Annotated in this window: 19 protein-coding genes; 16 read left to right on the top strand and 3 right to left on the bottom strand. The window is 73.0% G+C overall.

Features of this window, described 5'->3' with window-relative positions:
* Positions 1-146: 146 nt before the first annotated feature.
* The 6 genes from OG509_RS11650 (at position 147) to OG509_RS11625 (ending at position 7,467) form a co-directional block, all read left to right on the top strand.
* Entirely contained in the window at positions 147-1,181 is a 1,035-nt protein-coding gene (locus OG509_RS11650) for an NlpC/P60 family protein (protein ID WP_406182265.1), read from the top strand.
* A 251-nt stretch (positions 1,182-1,432) separates the two neighbouring features.
* Positions 1,433-2,473, top strand: a complete 1,041-nt coding sequence (locus tag OG509_RS11645) for an NlpC/P60 family protein (RefSeq protein ID WP_406182263.1) — start codon at positions 1,433-1,435, stop codon at positions 2,471-2,473.
* Between the two features lie 46 nt (positions 2,474-2,519).
* Entirely contained in the window at positions 2,520-3,650 is a 1,131-nt protein-coding gene (locus OG509_RS11640) for a hypothetical protein (RefSeq protein ID WP_406182261.1), read from the top strand.
* A 45-nt stretch (positions 3,651-3,695) separates the two neighbouring features.
* On the top strand, positions 3,696-4,838 hold the full coding sequence (locus OG509_RS11635; RefSeq protein WP_406182259.1) for a glycosyltransferase family 4 protein: 1,143 nt from the start codon (positions 3,696-3,698) through the stop codon (positions 4,836-4,838).
* Positions 4,839-4,991: 153 nt separating this feature from the next.
* Positions 4,992-5,753 carry an SDR family NAD(P)-dependent oxidoreductase gene (locus OG509_RS11630; protein ID WP_406182257.1) on the top strand — a complete coding sequence of 254 codons (762 nt, stop codon included), beginning with the start codon at positions 4,992-4,994 and terminating at the stop codon, positions 5,751-5,753.
* Between the two features lie 97 nt (positions 5,754-5,850).
* The gene (locus tag OG509_RS11625; RefSeq protein WP_406182255.1) at positions 5,851-7,467 is read left to right on the top strand and encodes a GMC oxidoreductase; all 1,617 of its coding nucleotides are present in this window, start codon (positions 5,851-5,853) and stop codon (positions 7,465-7,467) included.
* Between the two features lie 13 nt (positions 7,468-7,480).
* On the opposite strand, the gene OG509_RS11620 is transcribed toward OG509_RS11625, so the two are convergent.
* On the bottom strand, positions 7,481-9,277 hold the full coding sequence (locus OG509_RS11620) for an AMP-dependent synthetase/ligase (protein ID WP_406182253.1): 1,797 nt from the start codon (positions 9,275-9,277) through the stop codon (positions 7,481-7,483).
* A 229-nt stretch (positions 9,278-9,506) separates the two neighbouring features.
* On the opposite strand from OG509_RS11620, the gene OG509_RS11615 reads away from it, so the two are divergent.
* From OG509_RS11615 to OG509_RS11590, 6 genes are all read left to right on the top strand, one after another.
* Entirely contained in the window at positions 9,507-10,289 is a 783-nt protein-coding gene (locus tag OG509_RS11615; RefSeq protein WP_406182251.1) for a metallophosphoesterase, read from the top strand.
* Positions 10,290-10,410: 121 nt separating this feature from the next.
* Positions 10,411-10,851 (top strand): SRPBCC family protein, encoded by a 441-nt coding sequence (locus OG509_RS11610; RefSeq protein ID WP_030863550.1) that lies wholly within the window; start codon positions 10,411-10,413, stop codon positions 10,849-10,851.
* Between the two features lie 3 nt (positions 10,852-10,854).
* Complete coding sequence (locus tag OG509_RS11605; RefSeq protein ID WP_406182249.1) at positions 10,855-12,096, top strand: ArsA-related P-loop ATPase; 1,242 nt, start codon at positions 10,855-10,857, stop codon at positions 12,094-12,096.
* A gap of 92 nt (positions 12,097-12,188) precedes the next feature.
* Positions 12,189-12,668, top strand: a complete 480-nt coding sequence (locus OG509_RS11600; RefSeq protein WP_406182248.1) for a DUF5304 domain-containing protein — start codon at positions 12,189-12,191, stop codon at positions 12,666-12,668.
* 61 nt (positions 12,669-12,729) lie between these two features.
* Positions 12,730-13,671 carry an ROK family glucokinase gene (locus tag OG509_RS11595; protein WP_053692921.1) on the top strand — a complete coding sequence of 314 codons (942 nt, stop codon included), beginning with the start codon at positions 12,730-12,732 and terminating at the stop codon, positions 13,669-13,671.
* 71 nt (positions 13,672-13,742) lie between these two features.
* Positions 13,743-14,492: an endonuclease/exonuclease/phosphatase family protein gene (locus OG509_RS11590; RefSeq protein ID WP_406182246.1), complete on the top strand. Its 750-nt coding sequence runs from the start codon at positions 13,743-13,745 to the stop codon at positions 14,490-14,492.
* Positions 14,493-14,544: 52 nt separating this feature from the next.
* Here OG509_RS11590 and OG509_RS11585 read toward each other — a convergent pair whose 3' ends face one another.
* Together OG509_RS11585 and OG509_RS11580 are read right to left on the bottom strand one after the other, a co-directional pair.
* A complete protein-coding gene (locus tag OG509_RS11585) occupies positions 14,545-15,129 on the bottom strand; it encodes a hypothetical protein (RefSeq protein WP_406182244.1) in 585 nt (194 codons plus the stop codon).
* A complete protein-coding gene (locus OG509_RS11580; RefSeq protein WP_406187540.1) occupies positions 15,122-15,904 on the bottom strand; it encodes an alpha/beta hydrolase in 783 nt (260 codons plus the stop codon). Before OG509_RS11580 ends, OG509_RS11585 begins: the two co-directional genes overlap by 8 nt.
* A gap of 142 nt (positions 15,905-16,046) precedes the next feature.
* Between OG509_RS11580 and OG509_RS11575 the strand changes: the two genes are divergently transcribed.
* The 4 genes from OG509_RS11575 (at position 16,047) to OG509_RS11560 (ending at position 19,955) form a co-directional block, all read left to right on the top strand.
* Positions 16,047-16,814 (top strand): lysophospholipid acyltransferase family protein, encoded by a 768-nt coding sequence (locus OG509_RS11575; RefSeq protein WP_406182242.1) that lies wholly within the window; start codon positions 16,047-16,049, stop codon positions 16,812-16,814.
* Positions 16,815-16,849: 35 nt separating this feature from the next.
* Positions 16,850-18,061 (top strand): MacS family sensor histidine kinase, encoded by a 1,212-nt coding sequence (gene macS / locus OG509_RS11570; protein WP_406182240.1) that lies wholly within the window; start codon positions 16,850-16,852, stop codon positions 18,059-18,061.
* Positions 18,062-18,105: 44 nt separating this feature from the next.
* Positions 18,106-18,750, top strand: coding sequence for a response regulator (locus OG509_RS11565; protein ID WP_406187539.1), 645 nt, complete (start codon positions 18,106-18,108; stop codon positions 18,748-18,750).
* A 176-nt stretch (positions 18,751-18,926) separates the two neighbouring features.
* On the top strand, positions 18,927-19,955 hold the full coding sequence (locus tag OG509_RS11560) for a 6-phosphofructokinase (RefSeq protein ID WP_406182238.1): 1,029 nt from the start codon (positions 18,927-18,929) through the stop codon (positions 19,953-19,955).
* Positions 19,956-19,986 lie beyond the last annotated feature (31 nt).

Below are 19,986 nucleotides of genomic sequence, written 5' to 3'. Positions count from 1 at the left end.
GACAGGATTTGAACTGATCACAGCGAGGTCACTAGGGTCGGCTCAAACCTTCGTGCGGTAGTTCACTCATTCGGAGTGACGGCGGAGGTGCGCTGCCGAGCCTTGCGACTGTATTCGGCGGCTCCAGGCATAAGGAGCTCGCGTTCGTGGCGTCCCACCGTCGACCCAAGCCGCCGACCCGCACCCGCGTGAGCGTGCTCACCGCCCTCGCCACCGCGGCCGTCGCCCTCTCCTCCCAGTCGGCCATGGCCGCCCCGGCCAAGCCGAGCAAGGACGAGGTCAAGAGCAAGGTCGACGCCCTCTACGAGGAGTCCGAGCAGGCCACCGAGAAGTTCAACGGGGCCAAAGAGCGCCAGGAGAAGCTGGAGAAGGAGATCTCGCAGCTCCAGGACCAGGTCGCGCGCGGCCAGGACGAGCTCAACGGCCTGCGCAACACGCTCGGTTCGATGGCGACGGCCCAGTACCGCGGCGGCGGCCTCGACCCGTCCATGCTGCTCCTGCTGTCCTCCGACCCGGATGCCTTCCTCGACAAGGCCTCCACGCTCCAGCAGGTGAGCGGCAAGCAGGTCGAGGCGATAACGAAGATCCAGGCCAAGCAGCGCAGCCTCGCGCAGCAGCGTCAGGAAGCCACCGGCAAGCTCGCCGACCTCGAAGCCGTCCGCAAGGAACTCGCCGAGAAGAAGGCGGCAGCCCAGAGCAAGCTCGCCGACGCCCAGGCCCTCCTCAACACGCTGACCACCGAGGAGCGGGGCCAGTTGAAGAGTGACGCGGCCAAGGACGGCCAGGCCGCCGCGGACGCCGCCGGCTCCAAGGGCGCGGTGAAGGGCTCGGGCCGGGCCGGGGCGGCCCTCGCCGCCGCGATCACCCAGAAGGGCGACCGCTACCACATGGGCGACACCGGCCCCGACTCGTGGGACTGCTCGGGCCTGACCCAGTGGGCCTACGCCCAGGCCGGCGTCAAGATCAGCCGCGTCACCACCACGCAGGCCAACGACGGCACGCGCATCTACAACCAGAGCGAACTCCAGCCCGGAGACCTGGTCCTCTTCTACGACGACCTGCACCACGTCGGCCTCTACGCGGGCAACGGCCAGGTCTTCCACGCCTCCAACCCGACCGGTGGCGTCCGTTACGAGGCCATGAAGAACATGCCGTTCCAGTTCGGCGTCCGCGTCGGCTGACCCGCCCCGGGGGCCACGCGCCCGCCACGGGACGCGCCGTACGCCGCCCATCCGGGCGAATTCCGCGGCCCCGCTGTGACCACACGCCCCGCCGGTGACCTGCGTCTCCGGCGGGGCGTCGGCATGTGCGCCCGCCGGGGGTCGTTGGCCGGGGTGTGGCGGCGCGGTTACTGTCTGCCAGCGCGGAACCCGGCACACGGCCGTCCACGGGGGGCGGACCCGGTCCCGCGCAGCGGAAGGGAGCGGTTCCAGTGGCGTCCCATCGTCGGCCCGGGCTCGGCAGCCTCGACAGGAACACCAAGGTCACCGTCCTGACCGCCGCCGTGGCCGCCGCGGCAGCCATGACGGGCGCGACGGCGAGCGCGGCCCCCGCCCTGCCGCGGGAGCCCGCGGCCGGTCTCCGCGCCCAGGTCGACCGGCTCTTCGAGGAGGCCGAACAGGCCACCGAGCGCTACAACCGGGCGGGCGAGCGGGCGGACCGGCTCCACACCGAGATCGACCGGGTCCAGGACGCACTGGCCCGCGGCCAGGACCGCATCAACACCATGCGCGGCCTCCTCGGCACCTTCGCCGGAGCCCAGTACCGCTCCGGCGGAATCGACCCCGCCATCGAGCTGATGCTCTCCGAGAACCCGGATGAATACCTCGAAAAGGCCTCCCAGCTGGACCGGTTGACGGACCGGCAGGCCCGCCGGCTCGACGAACTGCGCAAGGAGCAGCGCCGGCTGGGCCAGCAGCGTCAGGAGGCCTCGCGGAAGCTCGCCGAACTCGACTCCGTACGGGCCGACGTGGCCCGCCAGAAGCGCACCGTCACCGCCAAGCTGGCCGCCGCCCGCCGGCTCCTGGGAGCCATGCCCAGCCAGGAGCGGGCCGACTTCGAGCGGGCCTCGCGCTCCGGCGAGCGCCCCGAGGGCCTGCCCGATCTGAACTCGCTCGGCCCCTCCTCGGGCCGCGCCGCGACCGCCGTGATGGCCGCCCGGTCCGCGGTCGGCCGCCCGTACATCTGGGGCTCCACCGGGCCCTCCGGGTTCGACTGCTCCGGGCTGATGGTGTGGTCGTACCGGCAGGCGGGCGTCTCCCTGCCGCGCACCTCGCAGGCGCAGCGGTACGCGGGCCGCCGGGTCCCGCTCTCGCAGGCGCAGCCGGGCGACCTGGTCACGTACCGCTCGGACGCCAGTCACGTCGGCATGTACGTCGGCAACGGCCAGGTGGTGCACGCCCCGTACCCGGGCGCGCGGGTGCGGTACGACCCGGTCGGGATGATGCCGGTGTCCTCCGTGACCCGCCCCTGACCCGTCCCCGAGCCGTCCCCGGCGGGGGCGTGCGTACGATCGTCGGATGTCCCCGGTCCACCGGCTCCTCGTACGCGTACTGCCGCTCCTGCTGAGCGCGCTGCTCGCGGGATGCGGGGCGCCCGCCGCGCGGGACGCCGCCGAGGGGGACGTCCGGGAGGCCGTCGCCGCCTGGTCGCGGACGCCGCCCGCGCAGCTCGCCGGGATCCCGCTGGAGGGATGGGCGTACGAGGTCTCCTCGGTCCGCCGCGACGGCGAGCGGGCCACCACCCGCGCGGAACTGCGCTACCGGCTCACCGGCTACGACACGGCCCCGGCCGGGTCGGCGCGCGAGGTGCTGCTGAGCCGGGACGGCGCGGACGGCGGGCGGTGGCGGGTCACCGGGGACCGGGCCGCGCCGGGCGCGCCGCCTCAGCTGTGGGACCAGGGCCCGGTGGAGGTGGTCGAGGGCGCCCATGCGCTGGTGCTCGGTGTAGGGCAGTCCCCGCAGACCCTCTCCGCGGTCGCGGCGGAGGCCGAGCGGGCGGTGCCCGCGGCGAGCGCCGCCTGGCCGCGGGAGTGGGCGGGCCGGGTGGTGGTCCTGGTGCCGGGCTCCCTGGAGCGGATGGCGCAGCTGCTGGGCCGGCCCGCCGCCGAGTACCGGGGCATGGGGGCGGTCACGACGGGCCGGGTGGGCGCCGCGAAGGCCCCCGCCGACCGGGTCGTCGTCAACCCCGAGGGCTGGGCGGAGCTCAGCGCGGCGGGCCGGGGAATCGTCCTGACCCACGAGGTCACGCACGTGGCCACCCGGGCCGCGACCACCGCGCGGACCCCGCTGTGGCTGTCGGAGGGCTTCGCGGACTGGGCGGCGTACCGCGGCGGGACCACCACCGCGCGGCAGGCCGCGCCCGCGCTGGGCCGGGCGGTGCAGCGCGGGGAGCTGCCGGCCGCCCTCCCCGCCGACGAGGCGTTCGCCTTCGGCGGGGACCCGGAGGCGCTGGCCCGCGCGTACGAGGGCGCGTGGCTGGCCTGCCGGCTGATCGCGGCCAAGTGGGGCGACGCCACGCTGGTCCGCCTCTACGAGCGGGCGGGCCGCGAGCCCCTGGCGACGGCCCTGGAGGAGACCATCGGCGGCGATCTGCCCGGCCTGACGCTGGCCTGGCAGGCGGGCCTGCGCGAGGAGCTGGGCGCGCCCTAGCTGGGGGCGGGGCCGCGCGGGGGCGTCCGGTACTGTCGGCAGGCGATGCACAAGACGCTGATCGTGACCAACGACTTCCCGCCGCGACCGGGCGGCATCCAGGCCTTCCTGCACAACATGGCACTGCGGCTGGATCCCGACCGGATCGTCGTCTACGCCTCCACCTGGAAGCACGGCGCGGAGGGCCGCGAGGCCACCGCCGCCTTCGACGCCGAGCAGCCGTTCCAGGTCGTGCGCGACCGTACGACGATGCTGCTGCCGACCCCGCGGGTGACCCGGCGGGCGGTCGGGCTGCTGCGCGAGCACGGCTGCGAGTCGGTCTGGTTCGGGGCGGCCGCCCCGCTGGGGCTGATGGGCCCGGCGCTGCGCCGGGCCGGGGCCAAGCGGATCGTGGCCACCACCCACGGGCACGAGGCGGGCTGGGCGCAGCTGCCGGCGGCGCGGCAGCTGCTGCGCCGGATCGGCGAGGGCACGGACACGCTGACGTACCTGGGCGAGTACACGCGCTCGCGGATCGCCTCGGCGCTGACGGACCGGGCGGCGGCGCGGATGGTGCAACTCCCGCCGGGGGTGGACGAGAAGACCTTCCACCCCGGGTCGGGCGGCGCGGAGATCCGGGCCCGGCTGGGGCTGTCGGACCGGCCGGTGGTGGTCTGCGTCTCGCGGCTGGTCCCGCGCAAGGGGCAGGACACGCTGATCGAGGCGATGCCGCGGATCCTGGCCGCGGCGGAGGATGCCGTACTGCTGGTGGTCGGCGGGGGCCCGTACGAGGCGGACCTGCGGGCGCTGGCCGTCTCCACCGGGGTCGCGGACTCGGTGGTCTTCACGGGCGCCGTCCCCTGGGCCGAACTGCCCGCGCACTACGGCGCCGGGGACGTCTTCGCGATGCCGTGCCGGACCCGGCGCGGCGGGCTGGACGTGGAGGGCCTCGGGATCGTCTACCTGGAGGCCTCGGCGACCGGCCTGCCGGTGGTCGCGGGCGACTCGGGCGGGGCGCCGGACGCGGTGCTGGAGGGCGAGACCGGCTGGGTGGTCCGGGGCGGAGTCCCCGAGGACGCGGCGGACCGCGTGATCGCCCTGCTCCAGGACCCGGAGCTGCGCCGCCGCATGGGGGAGCGGGGCCGCGCCTGGGTCGAGGAGAAGTGGCGCTGGGACCTGCTGGCAGACCGCCTGCGCGAGCTGCTCTGACCTACACCGATGCCGTGCCGCCGGCCGCCCGCGCCGCGCCATTACGCCGACCCGGGCGCGTCTGCGGCACGGCCGTGCATGCGCCGACGGACACGGAAGGCATGTCTGCGGACGTGCCCGACCGCGGCGCGCCGGCGAGGAGTGGTGAGGACGATGGACGACGTGCTGCGCGGCACCGTGGCCCTGGTGACCGGTGCTTCGAGCGGGATCGGCCGGGCGGCCGCCCTGACGCTCGCCGGAAAGGGCGCCGCCGTCGCGCTCACCGCACGGCGCGCGGAGCGGCTCACGGAACTGGCGGCCCAGATCGAGGCCGGCGGCGGCACCGCGCTCGTCCTGCCCGCCGACATCGCCGACGAGGCCGAGGCCGCGCGCGTGGTGGAGCGTACGGTCAAGGAGCTCGGGCGCCTCGACACCCTGGTCAACAACGCGGGCCTGATGCTCCTCGGGTACGCCGCGGAGTCGCCCGTCGCCGACTGGAAGCGCATGGTGGACGTCAACCTGACCGCCCTGATGCACACCACCCACGCGGCCCTGCCGCACCTCGTCAGCGCCGCCGGGGACGGCCCCCGGAAGGTGGCCGACATCGTCAACGTGTCCTCCCTGGCGGGCCGCCGGGCCGTGGCCACGGCCACGGCGTACTGCGCCACGAAGTTCGGCGTGGTCGCCTTCAGCGAGGCCCTGCGCCAGGAGCTGGCGCCGCAGCACGTGCGGGTCTGTGTCGTCGAGCCCGGCGCCGTGGACACCGAGTTGCGCGGGCACAACTCCCCCGAGATGCAGCAGGCGCTGGAGCAGATGTTCGGGGGCATCGAGCGGCTGGAGGCCCAGGACATCGCGGACGCGATCGCGTACGGGGTCACGCGGCCGCGGCGGGTCGCGGTGCCTGAGATGGTGGTCCTGCCGACCGAGCAGGTGTGAGGCCGGGCCCGTGATCCTCCGCCACACCTGACTGTTCCTCAGATGTCTGTCAACACCGCCTCTGGGTGGACGGCCCGATTCCGCCCATGATGCGGCCATGACACCTCAGCTGACGCGCCGTCACTTCCTGGGTATCGGCGCCCTCCAGACCGCCGCAGCCCTCGGGTTCACCCGCATAGGGCTCCAATCGGCCGCCGCCGCCGAGCCCCCCGCCGCGCAGTACGCCCCCGCCATCGTCGTGGGCTCCGGCTACGGCTCGGCGGTCGCCGCCCTCCGGCTCGGGCAGGCCGGCGTACGGACCGTCGTCCTGGAGATGGGCCGGCTCTGGAACACCCCGGGTCCGGACGGCAAGGTCTTCCCCTCCACCTCCGCGCCCGACCAGCGATCCATGTGGTTCCGCACCCGCACCGAGGCCCCGCTCGCCCAGTTCCTCTGGCTCGATGTCGTCAACCGCGACATCAGCCCCTACCCCGGCGTCCTCGACCGGGTGAACCACGGCGACATGTCCGTCTACGTCGGCCGCGGCGTCGGCGGCGGATCCCTCGTCAACGGCGGCATGGCCCCGACGCCCCGGCGCTCGTACTTCTCCGAGGTGCTGCCCCGGGTCGACGCCGACGAGATGTACGGCACGTACTACCCGCGCGCCCGCGCGATGCTCGGCGTCAGCGACATCGACCCGGGCTGGTTCGAGTCCACGGAGTGGTACCGGTTCGCCCGGATCTCCCGCAAGCACGCCCAGAACACCGGCCTGAGGACCACCTTCGTGCCCAACGTGTACGACTTCTCGTACATGCAGCGCGAAGCGGCCGGCACCGCCACCCGCTCGGCGCTGGCCGGCGAGGTCATCTACGGCAACAACTTCGGCAAGAAGAGCGTCGACAAGACCTACCTCGCGGCCGCCATCGGCACCGGCAACGTCACCATCGAGACCATGCAGCGCGTCGTAGGCGTGCGCCAGGACCCGGCCGGCGGCTACGTGCTCACCGTCCGGACCAGCGATCTGACGGGAAGGGTCACCCAGGTCAGGGAGCTCGGCTGCAAACAGCTCTTCCTCGGCGCCGGCAGCCTCGGCACCACCGAGATCCTGCTGCGCGCCCGCGAGCGGGGCACCCTGCCCGGGCTCAGCGAGAAGGTCGGGCTCGGCTGGGGCCACAACGGCAACATCATGACCGCCCGGGCCAACCACCTGTGGGACACGGTCGGCTGCAACCAGGCCACCATGCCCGCCCTGGGCATCGACGACTGGGACAACGCCGCCAACCCGGTGTTCGCCGAGATCGCCCCGCTGCCCATGGGCTTCGAGCACTGGATCTCGATGTACCTGGCCATCACCAAGAACCCCGAGCGCGGGCACTTCACGTACGACGCGGCCACCGACTCGGCGCGGCTCAACTGGCGCCGCGACCAGAACACCCCGTCGGTCCAGGCCGCCAAGAACCTCTTCGACCGGATCAACCGGGCCAATTTCACGATCTACCGGTACGACCTGTTCGGCGACAACAGGAACTTCGCCGACAACTTCACATACCACCCGCTCGGCGGCTGCGTCCTCGGCGACGCGACCGACGACTACGGCCGCGCCAAGGGCTACCAGGGGCTGTACGTGGTCGACAGCTCCCTGATCCCGGGCTCCCTCGGGGTGAACCCGTTCGTCACCATCACCGCGCTCGCCGAGCGGAACATGGCGCGGATCCTCGCGGAGGACCCGCGCTAGCGCAAAGAGGGGCTCAGCCCCGGTACAGGGCCTCGATCTCGTCCGCGAAGTCCTTCGCCACCACATTCCGCTTCAGCTTCAGCGAAGGCGTGATGTGACCCGACTCCTCCGTGAACTGGGAGGGCAGAATGCGGAATTTCCGCACCGATTCCGCCTTGGAGACCGCCGCGTTGCCGTCGTCCACGGCCTGCTGGACGGCGGCGATGAGGTCCGCGTCCTCGCGCAGCTCCGCCGCCGTGACCCCAGCGGGCTTGCCGTGCTCGGCGGCCCAGCGGCCCAGGAACTCCTCGTCGATGGTGACCAGTGCGGCCACGAACGGCCGCGCGTCGCCGACCACCATGCACTCCGCGACGAGCGCGTGCGCCCGGATCCGGTCCTCGATCACCGCGGGGGCCACGTTCTTGCCGCCCGCCGTGACGATGAGCTCCTTCTTGCGCCCGGTGATCGCGAGGTAGCCGTCCTCGTCGAGGGTGCCGACGTCACCGGTGTGGAACCAGCCGTCGGTCAGCGCCTCGGCGGTCGCCGTCTCGTTCTTCCAGTACTCCTTGAAGATGTGCTCGCCGTGCAGCAGCACCTCGCCGTCGTCGGCGATGCGCACCACGGAGCCCGGCAGCGGCTGGCCGACCGTACCGATCTTCGTACGGTCCCACGGGTTGAACGCGGTGGCCGCGCACGACTCCGTCAGGCCGTAGCCCTCCAGGACCGTGAAGCCGATGCCGCGGAAGAAGTGGCCGAGCCGCTCGCCCAGCGGGGCGCCGCCGGAGATCGCGTACTCGCCGCGCCCGCCGAGGACCGTGTGCAGCTTGCTGTAGACCAGCTTCGAGAAGATCTTGTGCTTCAGCTTCAGGCCGAAGGACGGCCCGCCCGGGGCGTCCAGCGCCCTGCTGTACGCGATGGCCGTCTCGGCCGCCGCGTCGAAGATCTTGCCCTTGCCGTCGGCCTGGGCCTTGGCGCGCGCCGAGTTGTAGACCTTCTCGAAGACGCGCGGCACGCCGAGGATCAGCGTGGGCCGGAAGGACTGCAGCTCGTCGGTGAGGTTCTTGATGTCCGGTACGCAGCCCAGGCGGATCGGCGCCAGTACGGCCGCCACCTCCACCAGGCGCCCGAAGACGTGCGCGGCGGGCAGGAAGAGCAGCACGGAGCATTCGCCGGTGCGGAACAGCGGGCTCAGGCGCTCCACCACGTTGCCGCACTCGGCGAAGAAGTTGCGGTGGGTCAGCACACAGCCCTTGGGGCGGCCGGTGGTGCCCGAGGTGTAGACGATGGTGGCCGGGTCGTCGGCGTTGGCGAGCGAACTGCGCTCGTCGACCTCGGCGTCGGTGACCTCGGCCCCGGCGGCGTTCAGCGCCGCGAGCGCGCCCTGCTCGATCTCCCAGACCTCGCGCAGTTCCGGCAGCCGGTCGCGCAGCGAGGCCACGGCCGCGCTGTGCGCGGGGCTCTCGACGATCACGGCGACGGCGCCGGAGTCGCCGAGGATCCACTGGATCTGCTCGGGCGAACTGGTCTCGTACACGGGGACGGTGACGCAGCCCGCGCTCCAGATCGCGAAGTCGAGGAGCACCCACTCGTAGCGGGTACGGGAGATCAGAGCGACGCGGTCGCCGGGCCGGATGCCGGCCGCGATCAGGCCCTTGGCGGCGGCGCGCACCTCGGCGAGGAACTCGGTCGCCGTCACGTCCTGCCAGCCGCCGTCGACCTTGCGGCCCATGACGGCGGTGTCGGGATGCTGCGCGGCATTGCGGCGGATGAGATCCGTCAGGTTCCCGTCCGACGGGACCTCGTACAGGGCCGGAAGGCTGAACTCGCGCAAGACTGCTGCTCCTCTGGGCGCCATCGCCACCATGTGGACCGACCGGACGTTACCCACCGGTAGTGGGTTCCGGATAGAGGGAACCGGCCAGATGTTCCGTGCGTCACATGACGCGGCCGTGCCATGCCGACAGTAGTCGACCCCGTTTGCGACTCGGAAGTAACCGCAGGTAGGCCGCCTGTGCCACCCCCTCTACCCGCGGCCCCCGGGCCCCCCTAGGGTGGAGCGCATGGGTGGCAGGAAAAGCAGCACGCGGGTCCACGTCGTCAGCGACGTCCACGGCAACGCCGAGGCGCTCGCCCGGGCCGGGGACGGTGCCGACGCCCTGATCTGCCTCGGTGACCTCGTGCTCTTCCTCGACTACGCCGACCACTCGCGCGGCATCTTCCCCGATCTGTTCGGTGTCGAGAACGCCGACCGGATCGTGGAACTGCGCACCGAGCGCCGCTTCGACGAGGCCCGAGACCTCGGGCGCCGGCTGTGGGCCGGGCTGGACCGGGAAAGCCTGATCGAGGGCGCGGTGCGCCGCCAGTACGCCGAGATGTTCGCCGCCTTCCCGCAGCCCACGTACGCCACCTACGGCAATGTCGACATCCCGGGTCTGTGGCCCGAGTACGCCGGAACCGGCACCACCGTCCTCGACGGGCAGCGGGTGGAGATCGGCGGCCGCGTCTTCGGCTTCGTCGGCGGCGGACTGCCCTCCCCGATGCGCACCCCGTACGAGGTGGACGAGGAGGAGTACGCCGCCAAGGTCGAGGCGCTCGGCGAGGTGGACGTGCTGTGCTCGCACATCCCGCCGGAGGTTCCGGAGCTCTGCTACGACACGGTCGCGCGCAGGTTCGAACGCGGCAGCGAGGCCCTGCTCGCGGCGATCCGGCGGACCAGGCCGCGGTACGCGCTGTTCGGGCACGTGCACCAGCCGCTGGCACGGCGGATGCGGATCGGCGCCACGGAGTGCGTGAACGTCGGGCACTTCGCCGCCACCGGAAGGCCCTGGGCCCTGGAGTGGTGAGCCTGGGCCCTGGAGTGGTGAGTCCGGGCCCTGGAGTGGTGACCTCCGCACGCACGGTAGCCTGCACGCGGCGGCCGTAGGCCGCACACTTCCTCGAACACTCCCTGGAGGGGCGACCGCCATGGCCGAACACACCAGCTCGAGCATCACGATCGAGGCGGCGCCGGCCGACGTGATGGCCGTGATCGCCGACTTCGCCCGCTACCCCGAGTGGACCGGCGAGGTGAAGGAGGCCGAGGTGCTGGCCACCGACGCCGAGGGCCGCGCCGAGAAGGTCCGGCTGCTGCTCGACGCGGGCGCGATCAAGGACGACCACACCCTCGCCTACAGCTGGAAGGGCGCGGACGAGGTCAGCTGGACCCTGGACAAGTCGCAGATGCTGCGCCAGCTCGACGGTTCGTACCGGCTCGCCCCGCTGGACGGCGGCAAGCGCACCGAGGTCACCTACCAGCTGACCGTCGACGTCAAGATCCCGATGCTCGGCATGATCAAGCGCAAGGCCGAGAAGGTCATCATCGACCGCGCCCTGGCGGGCCTGAAGAAGCGCGTCGAGTCGGCCTGATCCATGCGCATCCTGCTGATCACCGGTCCCGGCGGGGCCGGCCGGACCACCGTGGCCGCGGCCACGGCCGTCGCCGCCGCACGGACCGGGCAGCGGGTGCTGCTGCTCTCCGCGGACCCCGGGGATCACCTGGCCGCACTGGTCGGGGAAGAGACGGGGGAGCCCGTCGAAGCCGCGCCCGGGCTGGCCGCCGTACCGGCCGCGGGGGTGCTCGTGGCCCGCGTGGACTCCGGCGGGGAGTTCCGAGAGGAGCTCGTCGCCCTCCAGGAGCGCGGATCGGCCCTCCTCGGCATGGTCGGGGCCCGGCCGCTCGGGGCCGAGGAGCTCACCGAGCTGCCCGGCGCCGAGCAGTTCGCCCTGCTGCGCGCCCTGCGCCGGGCCGCCGCGGCCCCCGCCGCCGACCTCGTCGTCGTCGACCTGCCCCCGCTCCACCAGGCCGTGGCCACCCTCGCACTCCCCGCCCAGCTGCGCCGTTACCTGGCCCGGCTGCTCCCGGCCGAGCGGCAGGCGGCCCGCGCCCTGCGGCCCGTACTGGCCCAGCTGGCCGGCGTACCCATGCCGGCGCAGTGGCTGTACGAGGCCGCCGCGCGCTGGGACGAGGAGCTGGCCGCCGTCCAGGCCGTCGTGGAGGCCGCCGACACCTCGCTGCGGATCGTCGCCGAGCCGGGACCGGGCGCCGACGCCGCGCTGCGGACCGGGCTGCTCGGCCTCGCCCTCGAACAGCTCCCGGTCGGCGCGATCGTCGCCAACCGGATGGTGCCGCAGGGCTCGCCCGACCCCTGGCTGGCCGGGCTCGCCGCCCAGCAGGAGAAGTACGCCGCCCAGTGGGCCGGAACCGAGTGGGGCGGGGCCGAGTCGGCCGGAGACGTGCCCGTGCTGCCACTCGGCCACCTGGGGCGGGACCCCGCGGGGCCGGAGGACCTGATCGGCCTGGCCGGGGCGGAGGGGCTCGTTCCGGGGGCCTCCGAGGCCCGGGCGCGGGCGCGCCGCGCGTGGATGGTCGAGGACAGGCGCGCCGACGACGGGGTACTCGTCTGGGTGGTGCCGCTGCCCGGCGCCCACAAGCGGGACCTCGACCTGGTCCGGCGCGGCGACGAGCTGCTGCTCGCGGCGGGCCCGTACCGCAGGATCGTTCCGCTGCCCTCGGCGCTGCGCCGCTGCACGGTGTCCGGCGCCGCCCTCGCCGACGGGGTGCTCCGGATCCGCTTCACGCCGGACCCGGACCTGTGGCCGCGCAGGCCCTGAACGCCGCGCAGGGGCCCTGAACCGGGTACCCCCGTTCGGGTACCGTCGAAGGTAGTACGTACCGCCCAGCAGCTGCCGCAGGAGAGTCCGCCATGAGCGAGGCCACCGACCGTCCCACCGACGACGACGCCTGGGCCAAGGCCTGCGCCGAGGACCTCGCCGCGGAGCAGGAGCGCCGCCGGGCCCGCCAGGGCGGCGCGGGCGCCGGGAGCGGCACCGGGACCGCCGCCGAGGAGCTGTTCAAGCTGTTCGAGGCCGTCGCCGACAAGGTGTCCGGGCTGAACAACCCGCTGATCGGCGCCGCCGCCCAGGGCGCCGTACGCCAGTTCGTCAACCAGGCGAAGGCCGCCGCCAAGCCCGTCGTCGAGCGAAACCCCGAGGTCTTCGACCACCTCGCGGCCGCCGGCTCCGAGCTGCTCGCCGCGTACCGCTCCGCCGTCGAGGGCCACGAGCGCCGCTGGACCCGCGACGAGCCCGCCCCCGGCGCTCCCTCGGACCATCCCTCCGGCGACCGTTCCGACCCGCGCGACGAGGGCGGGAGCGGTCCGACGCAGCGGATCGATCTCGACTGAGACGCCGCTGCCCTCGGGTACGGTTGGCCGTGGCGGGGTTTGACCGGAAACCGAGGGACTAATGGGACTCACCATCGGCGTCGACATCGGCGGCACGAAGATCGCGGCCGGCGTGGTCGACGAAGAGGGCACCATCCTTGAGACGTACAAGGTGCCCACCCCGCCGACCGCGGACGGAGTGACGGACGCTATCTGCGCCGCAGTGTCCGAAGTCAGCAGCAACCACACCATCGAGGCCGTCGGCATCGGCGCCGCCGGATACGTGGACGACAAGCGCGCGACGGTGCTCTTCGCGCCGAACATCAACTGGCGCCACGAGCCGCTCAAGGACAAGGTCGAGCAGCGCATCGGCCTGCCGGTCGTCGTCGAGAACGACGCGAACTGCGCGGCCTGGGGCGAGTACCGCTTCGGCGCCGGCCAGGGCCACGACGACGTCATCTGCATCACGCTCGGCACGGGCCTGGGCGGGGGCATCATCATCGGCAACAAGCTGCGCCGTGGACGCTTCGGCGTGGCCGCCGAGTTCGGGCACATCCGGGTGGTCCCGGACGGCCTGCTGTGCGGCTGCGGGAGCCAGGGCTGCTGGGAGCAGTACGCCTCCGGCCGCGCGCTCGTCCGGTACGCGAAGCAGCGCGCCAACGCCACCCCCGAGAACGCGGTGGCCCTGCTCGCGCTCGGCGACGGCACCCCCGAGGGCATCGAGGGCAAGCACATCAGCGAGGCGGCGCGCGCCGGTGACCTGGTGGCCATCGACGCCTTCCGCGAGCTGGCCCGCTGGGCGGGCGCGGGCCTGGCCGACCTGGCCTCGCTCTTCGACCCGTCGGCGTTCATCGTCGGCGGCGGGGTCTCCGACGAGGGCGACCTCGTCCTCGACCCGATCCGCAAGTCCTTCAAGCGCTGGCTGGTCGGCGGCGCCTGGCGCCCGCACGCGCAGGTGCTGGCCGCGCAGCTCGGCGGCAAGGCCGGGCTCGTGGGCGCGGCGGACCTGGCCCGCCAGGGTTGACACCGACTGTTGGCCGAACTGCCCGCCGCGCCCTCTGTGGCACGGCGGGCAGTCTGGCTATGTTGCCGTCCATGCTGCCGAACTCTGTGACGGAACCCGACGGTTCCGCGGTGATCCGAGCCCTCAGCTACAACATCCGCTCGATGCGGGACGACGAGGAGGCGCTGGCCCGGGTGATCCGCGCCTGCGCCCCCGACCTGGTCTTCGTCCAGGAGGCCCCGCGGTTCTTCCGTTGGCGCAAACACGCGGCGCGGCTGGCCGCGAAGACGGACCTGGTGGTGCTGAGCGGTGGCGCCACGGCCGCGGGCCCGCTGCTCCTGTGCTCGCTACGGGCCTTCGTGGAGCGGACGGAGGACGTCCTGCTCCCGCGGACCCCGGGCCTGCACCGGCGGGGCTTCGCCACGGCGGTGGTCCGCTTCGGGGCGGCGCGGGTCGGGGTCGTCAGCGCCCACTTGTCCCTGGACCGGGCGGAGCGGGCCGCGCAGGCGGGACTGCTCGCGCAGCGGGCCGCGTCGCTGGAGGCGCCGCACGCGATCGTGGCGGCGGACGTGAACGAGGCCCCGGGCGGGCCGGCCTACGGGCGCCTCACCGAGAGCCTGCGCGATTGCTGGACGGTGTCCCCGTGGGGCGGCGAGCGCACCTTCCCGGCGGCGGCGCCGGACCGGCGGATCGACGCCGTCTTCGCCTCGCCGGGGGTGGAGGTGCTGGCCTGCGGAGTCCCCGAGGGCCTGCCCGGCGTCACCCCCCGGGACCTGCGCGCCGCCACGGACCACCTCCCGGTGCTGGCCGCCCTCCGCATCCCGGCACAGGCCGGCGTCTGAGAGGCGGGATCCGGGGCGGGAGCGCCCCGGCGCCCAGCCCCGGCGGGTACGCCTACACGACGGCGCCGCGCCCCGGATCGTCGTCCTCGTCATCGTCGTGCGACATCCGCGCGACGAGCGTCGCGAACCCGCCCAGGAAACCGCCGATCCCCAGTGTCGTGAGCCACCACGTCATGTCCCACTGCAGCAGCACCGCCACCAGCAGCAGCACCGGCCCGCCCACCACCGCCAGCCACGCGAACTTCGCCGTCGTGTCCGCCGGCGGCAGCTCCGGCTCCGGCGGGACGAAGTGCCCCTCGTCCTTCTCGTCCGGCTCCGCCGGGGTGTGGTCCCGGGGGCCGCTCCCGGGCGCCGTACCGCCGACACCCACCCCCGGCGCGAACACCACCGAGCTGCCCAACACCGTCGGCGCCGGCGGAGGCTTCGCCGGCGGCTCCGCGGACGGCTCGGGGGACGACGCGGCCGGAGGCTCCGGCTCGACGTCCTCCTCCGGCAGCATCAGGTTCTCGATCGGCCGGAACGGCCTCGCCCCCGGCGGGTCCGGCGGCTCCTGGCCGTACCCGGCGACGATCGCCGCCCAGGCCGCCTCCTCGTCCAGCGGGGGGACACCCCCCGGGGACTCCTCGTGCTCAGCCACCGCTGGCCGCCCCCTCCCTGCCGACGCTCTCCGCGAGCCGCCCGACGAACGCATGACTGTCCGCGAAGATCTGCTCCGCGTCATGGTCCAACGTCGCGACGTGGTAGCTCTGTTCCAGCAGGGTCTCGGTGACGTCCGTCGACGAGATCCGCGCGAGGATCCGCGCCGAGTCGGCCGGGTTCACGACGTGGTCCTGCACGCTGTGCAGCAGCAGCACCGGCTGCGTGACCTGCGGCAGCTCGCTGTCGACCAGCCTCAGGAACTGCCGCAGCGAGGCCGCGGCCCGGGTCGGGACCCGGGTGTAGCCGACCTCGGCGACGCCCGGCTTGGCGATGTCGCTCGCGATGCCCGGGGTGGACCGCAGGAAGTGCTGCGCGACCGGAAGGGCGAAGGCCAGGGGGTCGTTGATCTTGTTGACCGGGTTGACCAGGACGATGCCGCGCACGGCGTCCCCGTGCCGGGCCGCCAGCCGCAGGGTCAGCGCCCCGCCCATCGACAGCCCGAAGACGAACACCTGCGTGCACTTCTCCAGCAGCTCCCGCAGCGCCCGGTCCACCTCGGCGTACCAGTCCTGCCAGCCGGTGAGCTGCATGTCCTGCCACCGCGTCCCGTGCCCGGGCAGCAGCGGCACGGAGACCGTCAGACCCTGCCCGGCCAGGTACTCCGCCCACGGGCGCATGGACTGAGTGGTACTGGTGAAGCCGTGGCAGAGGAGGACACCGACCTCTCCGCCCTCGTGGCGGAACGGCTCGGCTCCAGGGAGGACGGGCACCAGGGTCTCCTTCGACGGGTGGGGGGTGCGTAGCGCTGTGTGACTTCACCGTACGCGACGGGGGTGACACCGACCAGGGTCGTCGCCCCCTCTGCCCCGAGCCAGGGGATATGGTCTGTTCGACAGACACAGGAAGGCTTTCGAGTTGATCTACGGCGCAATGAAGTTCTCCATCGGGGGGTCCCTGAAGCTCGCCTTCAGGCCGTGGGTGGAGGGCCTCGAGAACATTCCCGCCGAGGGGCCGGCGATCCTCGCGAGCAACCACCTGTCCTTCTCGGACTCCTTCTTCCTGCCGGCCGTGCTGGACCGGAAGGTCACCTTCATCGCGAAGGCGGAGTACTTCACCTCCCCGGGCGTCAAGGGCAAGCTGACGGCCGCCTTCTTCAAGGGCGTCGGCCAGCTCCCCGTGGACCGCTCCGGTGCGCGCGGTGCGGGCGAGGCCGCGATCAAGAGCGGTATCGACGTCATCGAGCGCGGGGAGCTGTTCGGTATCTACCCCGAGGGGACCCGTTCACCCGACGGCCGCCTCTACCGCGGCAAGCCCGGCGGACTGGCCCGCGTGGCCCTGGCCACCGGGGCGCCGGTGATCCCCGTGGCGATGATCGACACGGAGAAGATCCAGCCGCCCGGCAAGGTCGTCCCCAAGCTGATGCGCCCCGGCATCCGGATCGGCAAGCCGCTGGACTTCAGCCGCTACCAGGGCATGGACAGCGACCGTTTCATCCTGCGCTCGGTGACCGACGAGGTCATGTACGAGATCATGAAGCTGTCCGGCCAGGAGTACGTCGACATCTACGCGACGGCCGCCAAGCGGCAGATCGCCGACGCGGAGAAGGCCGAGAAGGCCGCCAAGGCCGCCGCGGAGAAGAACGCCGAAAAGCACGCCGACAAGAACGACAAGGCCGCGGAGTAGAGCACGGGCGGCATCGCCCGCACGGGGTGGGGGAGATGGCGAAACGCGAGCGTGTCGTGCGCATGTCGGTCGAGCAGCCGCTGTGGCGTGCGCTGACCGCCTACCGGCTGATGACCATGGTCTACGCGGGCCTGCTGTTCGCCTCGGCGTACCGGGACTTCGACCGGCCCTGGGTCGCGGCCGGCTACCTCGCCGTACTCGCCGTCTGGACCCTGGCGACCCACCGCCGGGTGGCCAACGCGGCCAGCTGCACCAAGCGCTTCCTCGGGGCCGACCTCACCGTCGCGCTCGTCGGCATCCTGCTCACCCCGCTCGCGGACACCCACGCGCGGATCGCCGCGGGCGGCCCCACCCTCCCCACCATCTGGACGGCGGGCTCCGTCCTCGCCTTCGCCATCAAGGGCGGCTGGCGCTGGGCCTGCTTCGCCTCGACCTTCGTCGCCGTGGCCAACATCGTCGTCCACGGTGGCGAGCCCACCCGCGACACCCTGCACAACGTGCTGCTGGTCTGGGTCGCCTCCATAGCCATCGGGTACGTCGTCGAGGTCGCCCGGGCCAGTGAGGCCACCCTGGCCCGCGCCCTGGAGATCGAGGCCGCCACCCGCGAACGCGAGCGGCTCGCCCGCGACATCCACGACGGGGTCCTCCAGGTCCTCGCCATGGTCCAGCGGCGCGGCACCGAGCTGGGCGGCGAGGCCGCCGAGCTCGGCCGGATGGCCGGCGATCAGGAGGTGGCGCTGCGCACCCTGGTCTCCAGCGGGCTGGTGCCCACCTCCCGGATCTCCCGGGACGAGTCGCTCGGCGCGCTGGTGGACGCGTACGAGGTGGAGGAGCCCGGCGCCGACGAGGGCGAGCTGGACCTGCGGAGCCTGCTCGCGCCGCACGCCGGATCCAGGGTCAGCTTCGCCGAGCCGGGTACGCCGGTGCCGCTGCCGGTGCCCGCGGCGAAGGAGCTGGCCGCGGCCGTCGGGGCCGCCCTGGACAACGTGCGCAAGCACGCCGGGGACGGGGCCCGGGCGTGGATCCTGGTCGAGGACTGGGGCGACGAGGTGATCGTGACCGTCCGGGACGACGGCCCGGGCATCCCGGCGGGCCGGCTCGACCAGGCCGAGGGCGAGGGCCGGATGGGCGTGGCCCTGTCCATCCGCGGCCGGCTGCGGGACCTCGGCGGCAGCGCCGAGCTGGTGTCCGTCCCCGGGCAGGGCACCGAAGTGGAACTGAAAGTACCGAGGGGGAGAACCCAGTGAGCAAGACCGCCGAGCCGCAGCCGCAGCCGCACGAGATCAAGGTGATGGTCGTCGACGACCATCCGATGTGGCGGGACGCGGTCGCCCGCGACCTCGCCGCCGCGGGCTTCGACGTGGTCGCCACGGCCGGCGACGGCCCCGAGGCCGTCCGCCGGGCCGTCCCGGCCGCCCCCCACGTCCTGGTCCTCGACCTCAATCTGCCGGGCATGCCCGGGGTGCAGGTCTGCAAGGAGCTCGTCGCCGCCAACCCCGCGCTGCGCGTCCTGGTCCTGTCCGCGAGCGGTGAGCACGCCGACGTCCTGGAGGCGGTGAAGTCCGGGGCCACCGGCTACCTGCTGAAGTCCGCCGGCGCCCAGGAGCTGATCGACGCCGTGCACCGCACCGCGGCCGGCGACCCGGTGTTCACCCCGGGCCTGGCCGGGCTGGTGCTCGGCGAGTACCGGCGCCTGGCCACCGACCCGGCGCCCGCCGCCCCCGACGAGCCGAAGGTCCCCCAGCTGACCGACCGGGAGACCGAGGTGCTGCGGCTGGTGGCCAAGGGGCTCTCGTACAAGCAGATCGCCGAGCGCCTCGTCATCTCGCACCGCACGGTGCAGAACCACGTGCAGAACACCCTGGGCAAGCTCCAGCTGCACAACCGGGTGGAGCTCGTCCGGTACGCGATAGAGCGCGGCCTCGACGACGCGTAACGGGGACGTTCACCGTCTCGTACGTCGTACTCATGTCCTCGTACGAGTGAACGGGGGGATGCAACGCCCCGTGATTCCACCGGAATTGACCCTTCCCAGACCCTTGCTGTGACCTGAGTCACCACTAGCGTGACCGTCATGCGGGCTCGGTGGGCCCTGTGGCGAAGGGAGATTCCATGAAGGTCGGAGTGCTGACGGGCGGCGGCGACTGCCCCGGTCTCAACGCGGTCATCCGGGCCGTCGTCCGCAAGGGCGTCCAGGAGTACGGGTGCGACTTCGTCGGGTTCAAGGACGGCTGGCGCGGCGCGATCGAGGGCGACAGCGTCCCGCTCGGCATCCCCGCCGTCCGCGGCATCCTGCCGCGCGGCGGCACCATCCTCGGCTCCTCGCGGACCAACCCGTTCAAGCAGGAGAACGGGGTCCGGCGGATCAAGGAGAACCTCGCCAAGTACGAGGTCGAGGCCCTCGTCGCGATCGGCGGCGAGGACACCCTGGGCGTGGCCGCCAAGCTGTACGGGGAGTACGGCATCCCGTGCGTCGGCGTCCCGAAGACCATCGACAACGACCTGTCGGCCACCGACTACACCTTCGGCTTCGACACGGCGGTGGGCATCGCCACGGAGGCCATCGACCGGCTGCACACCACGGCCGAGTCGCACATGCGGGTGCTGGTCGTGGAGGTGATGGGCCGGCACGCCGGCTGGATCGCCCTGCACTCGGGGCTGGCGGGCGGCGCCAACGTCATCCTCATCCCGGAGCAGCGCTTCGACCTGGACCAGGTGTGCGCGTGGGTGACCTCCCGGTTCAAGGCGAGCTACGCGCCGATCGTGGTGGTCGCGGAGGGTGCCATGCCCAAGGACGGGGAGATGGTGCTGAAGGACGCCACCACCGACTCGTTCGGGCACGTCCGGCTCTCGGGCGTGGGGGAGTGGCTGGCCAAGGAGATCGAGGCGCGGACCGGCAAGGAGGCCCGTACCACGGTGCTCGGGCACATCCAGCGGGGCGGCACGCCGAGCGCGTTCGACCGGTGGCTGGCGACGCGGTTCGGGCTGCACGCGATCGACGCCGTGCACGACGGCGACTTCGGGAAGATGGTCGCGCTGAAGGGGACGGACATCGTGCGGGTGCCGATCGCGGACGCGACGGCGAAGCTGAAGACGGTGGACCCGGCGCTCTACAAGGAGGTCGGGGTGTTCTTCGGCTGACCTGGGACCGCTGACCCGGAGCGGGTGCGCG

The organism is Streptomyces sp. NBC_01006 (assembly GCF_045162725.1).
GTDB lineage: Bacteria > Actinomycetota > Actinomycetes > Streptomycetales > Streptomycetaceae > Streptomyces.
This window is presented reverse-complemented; position numbering and strand designations above follow the sequence as displayed.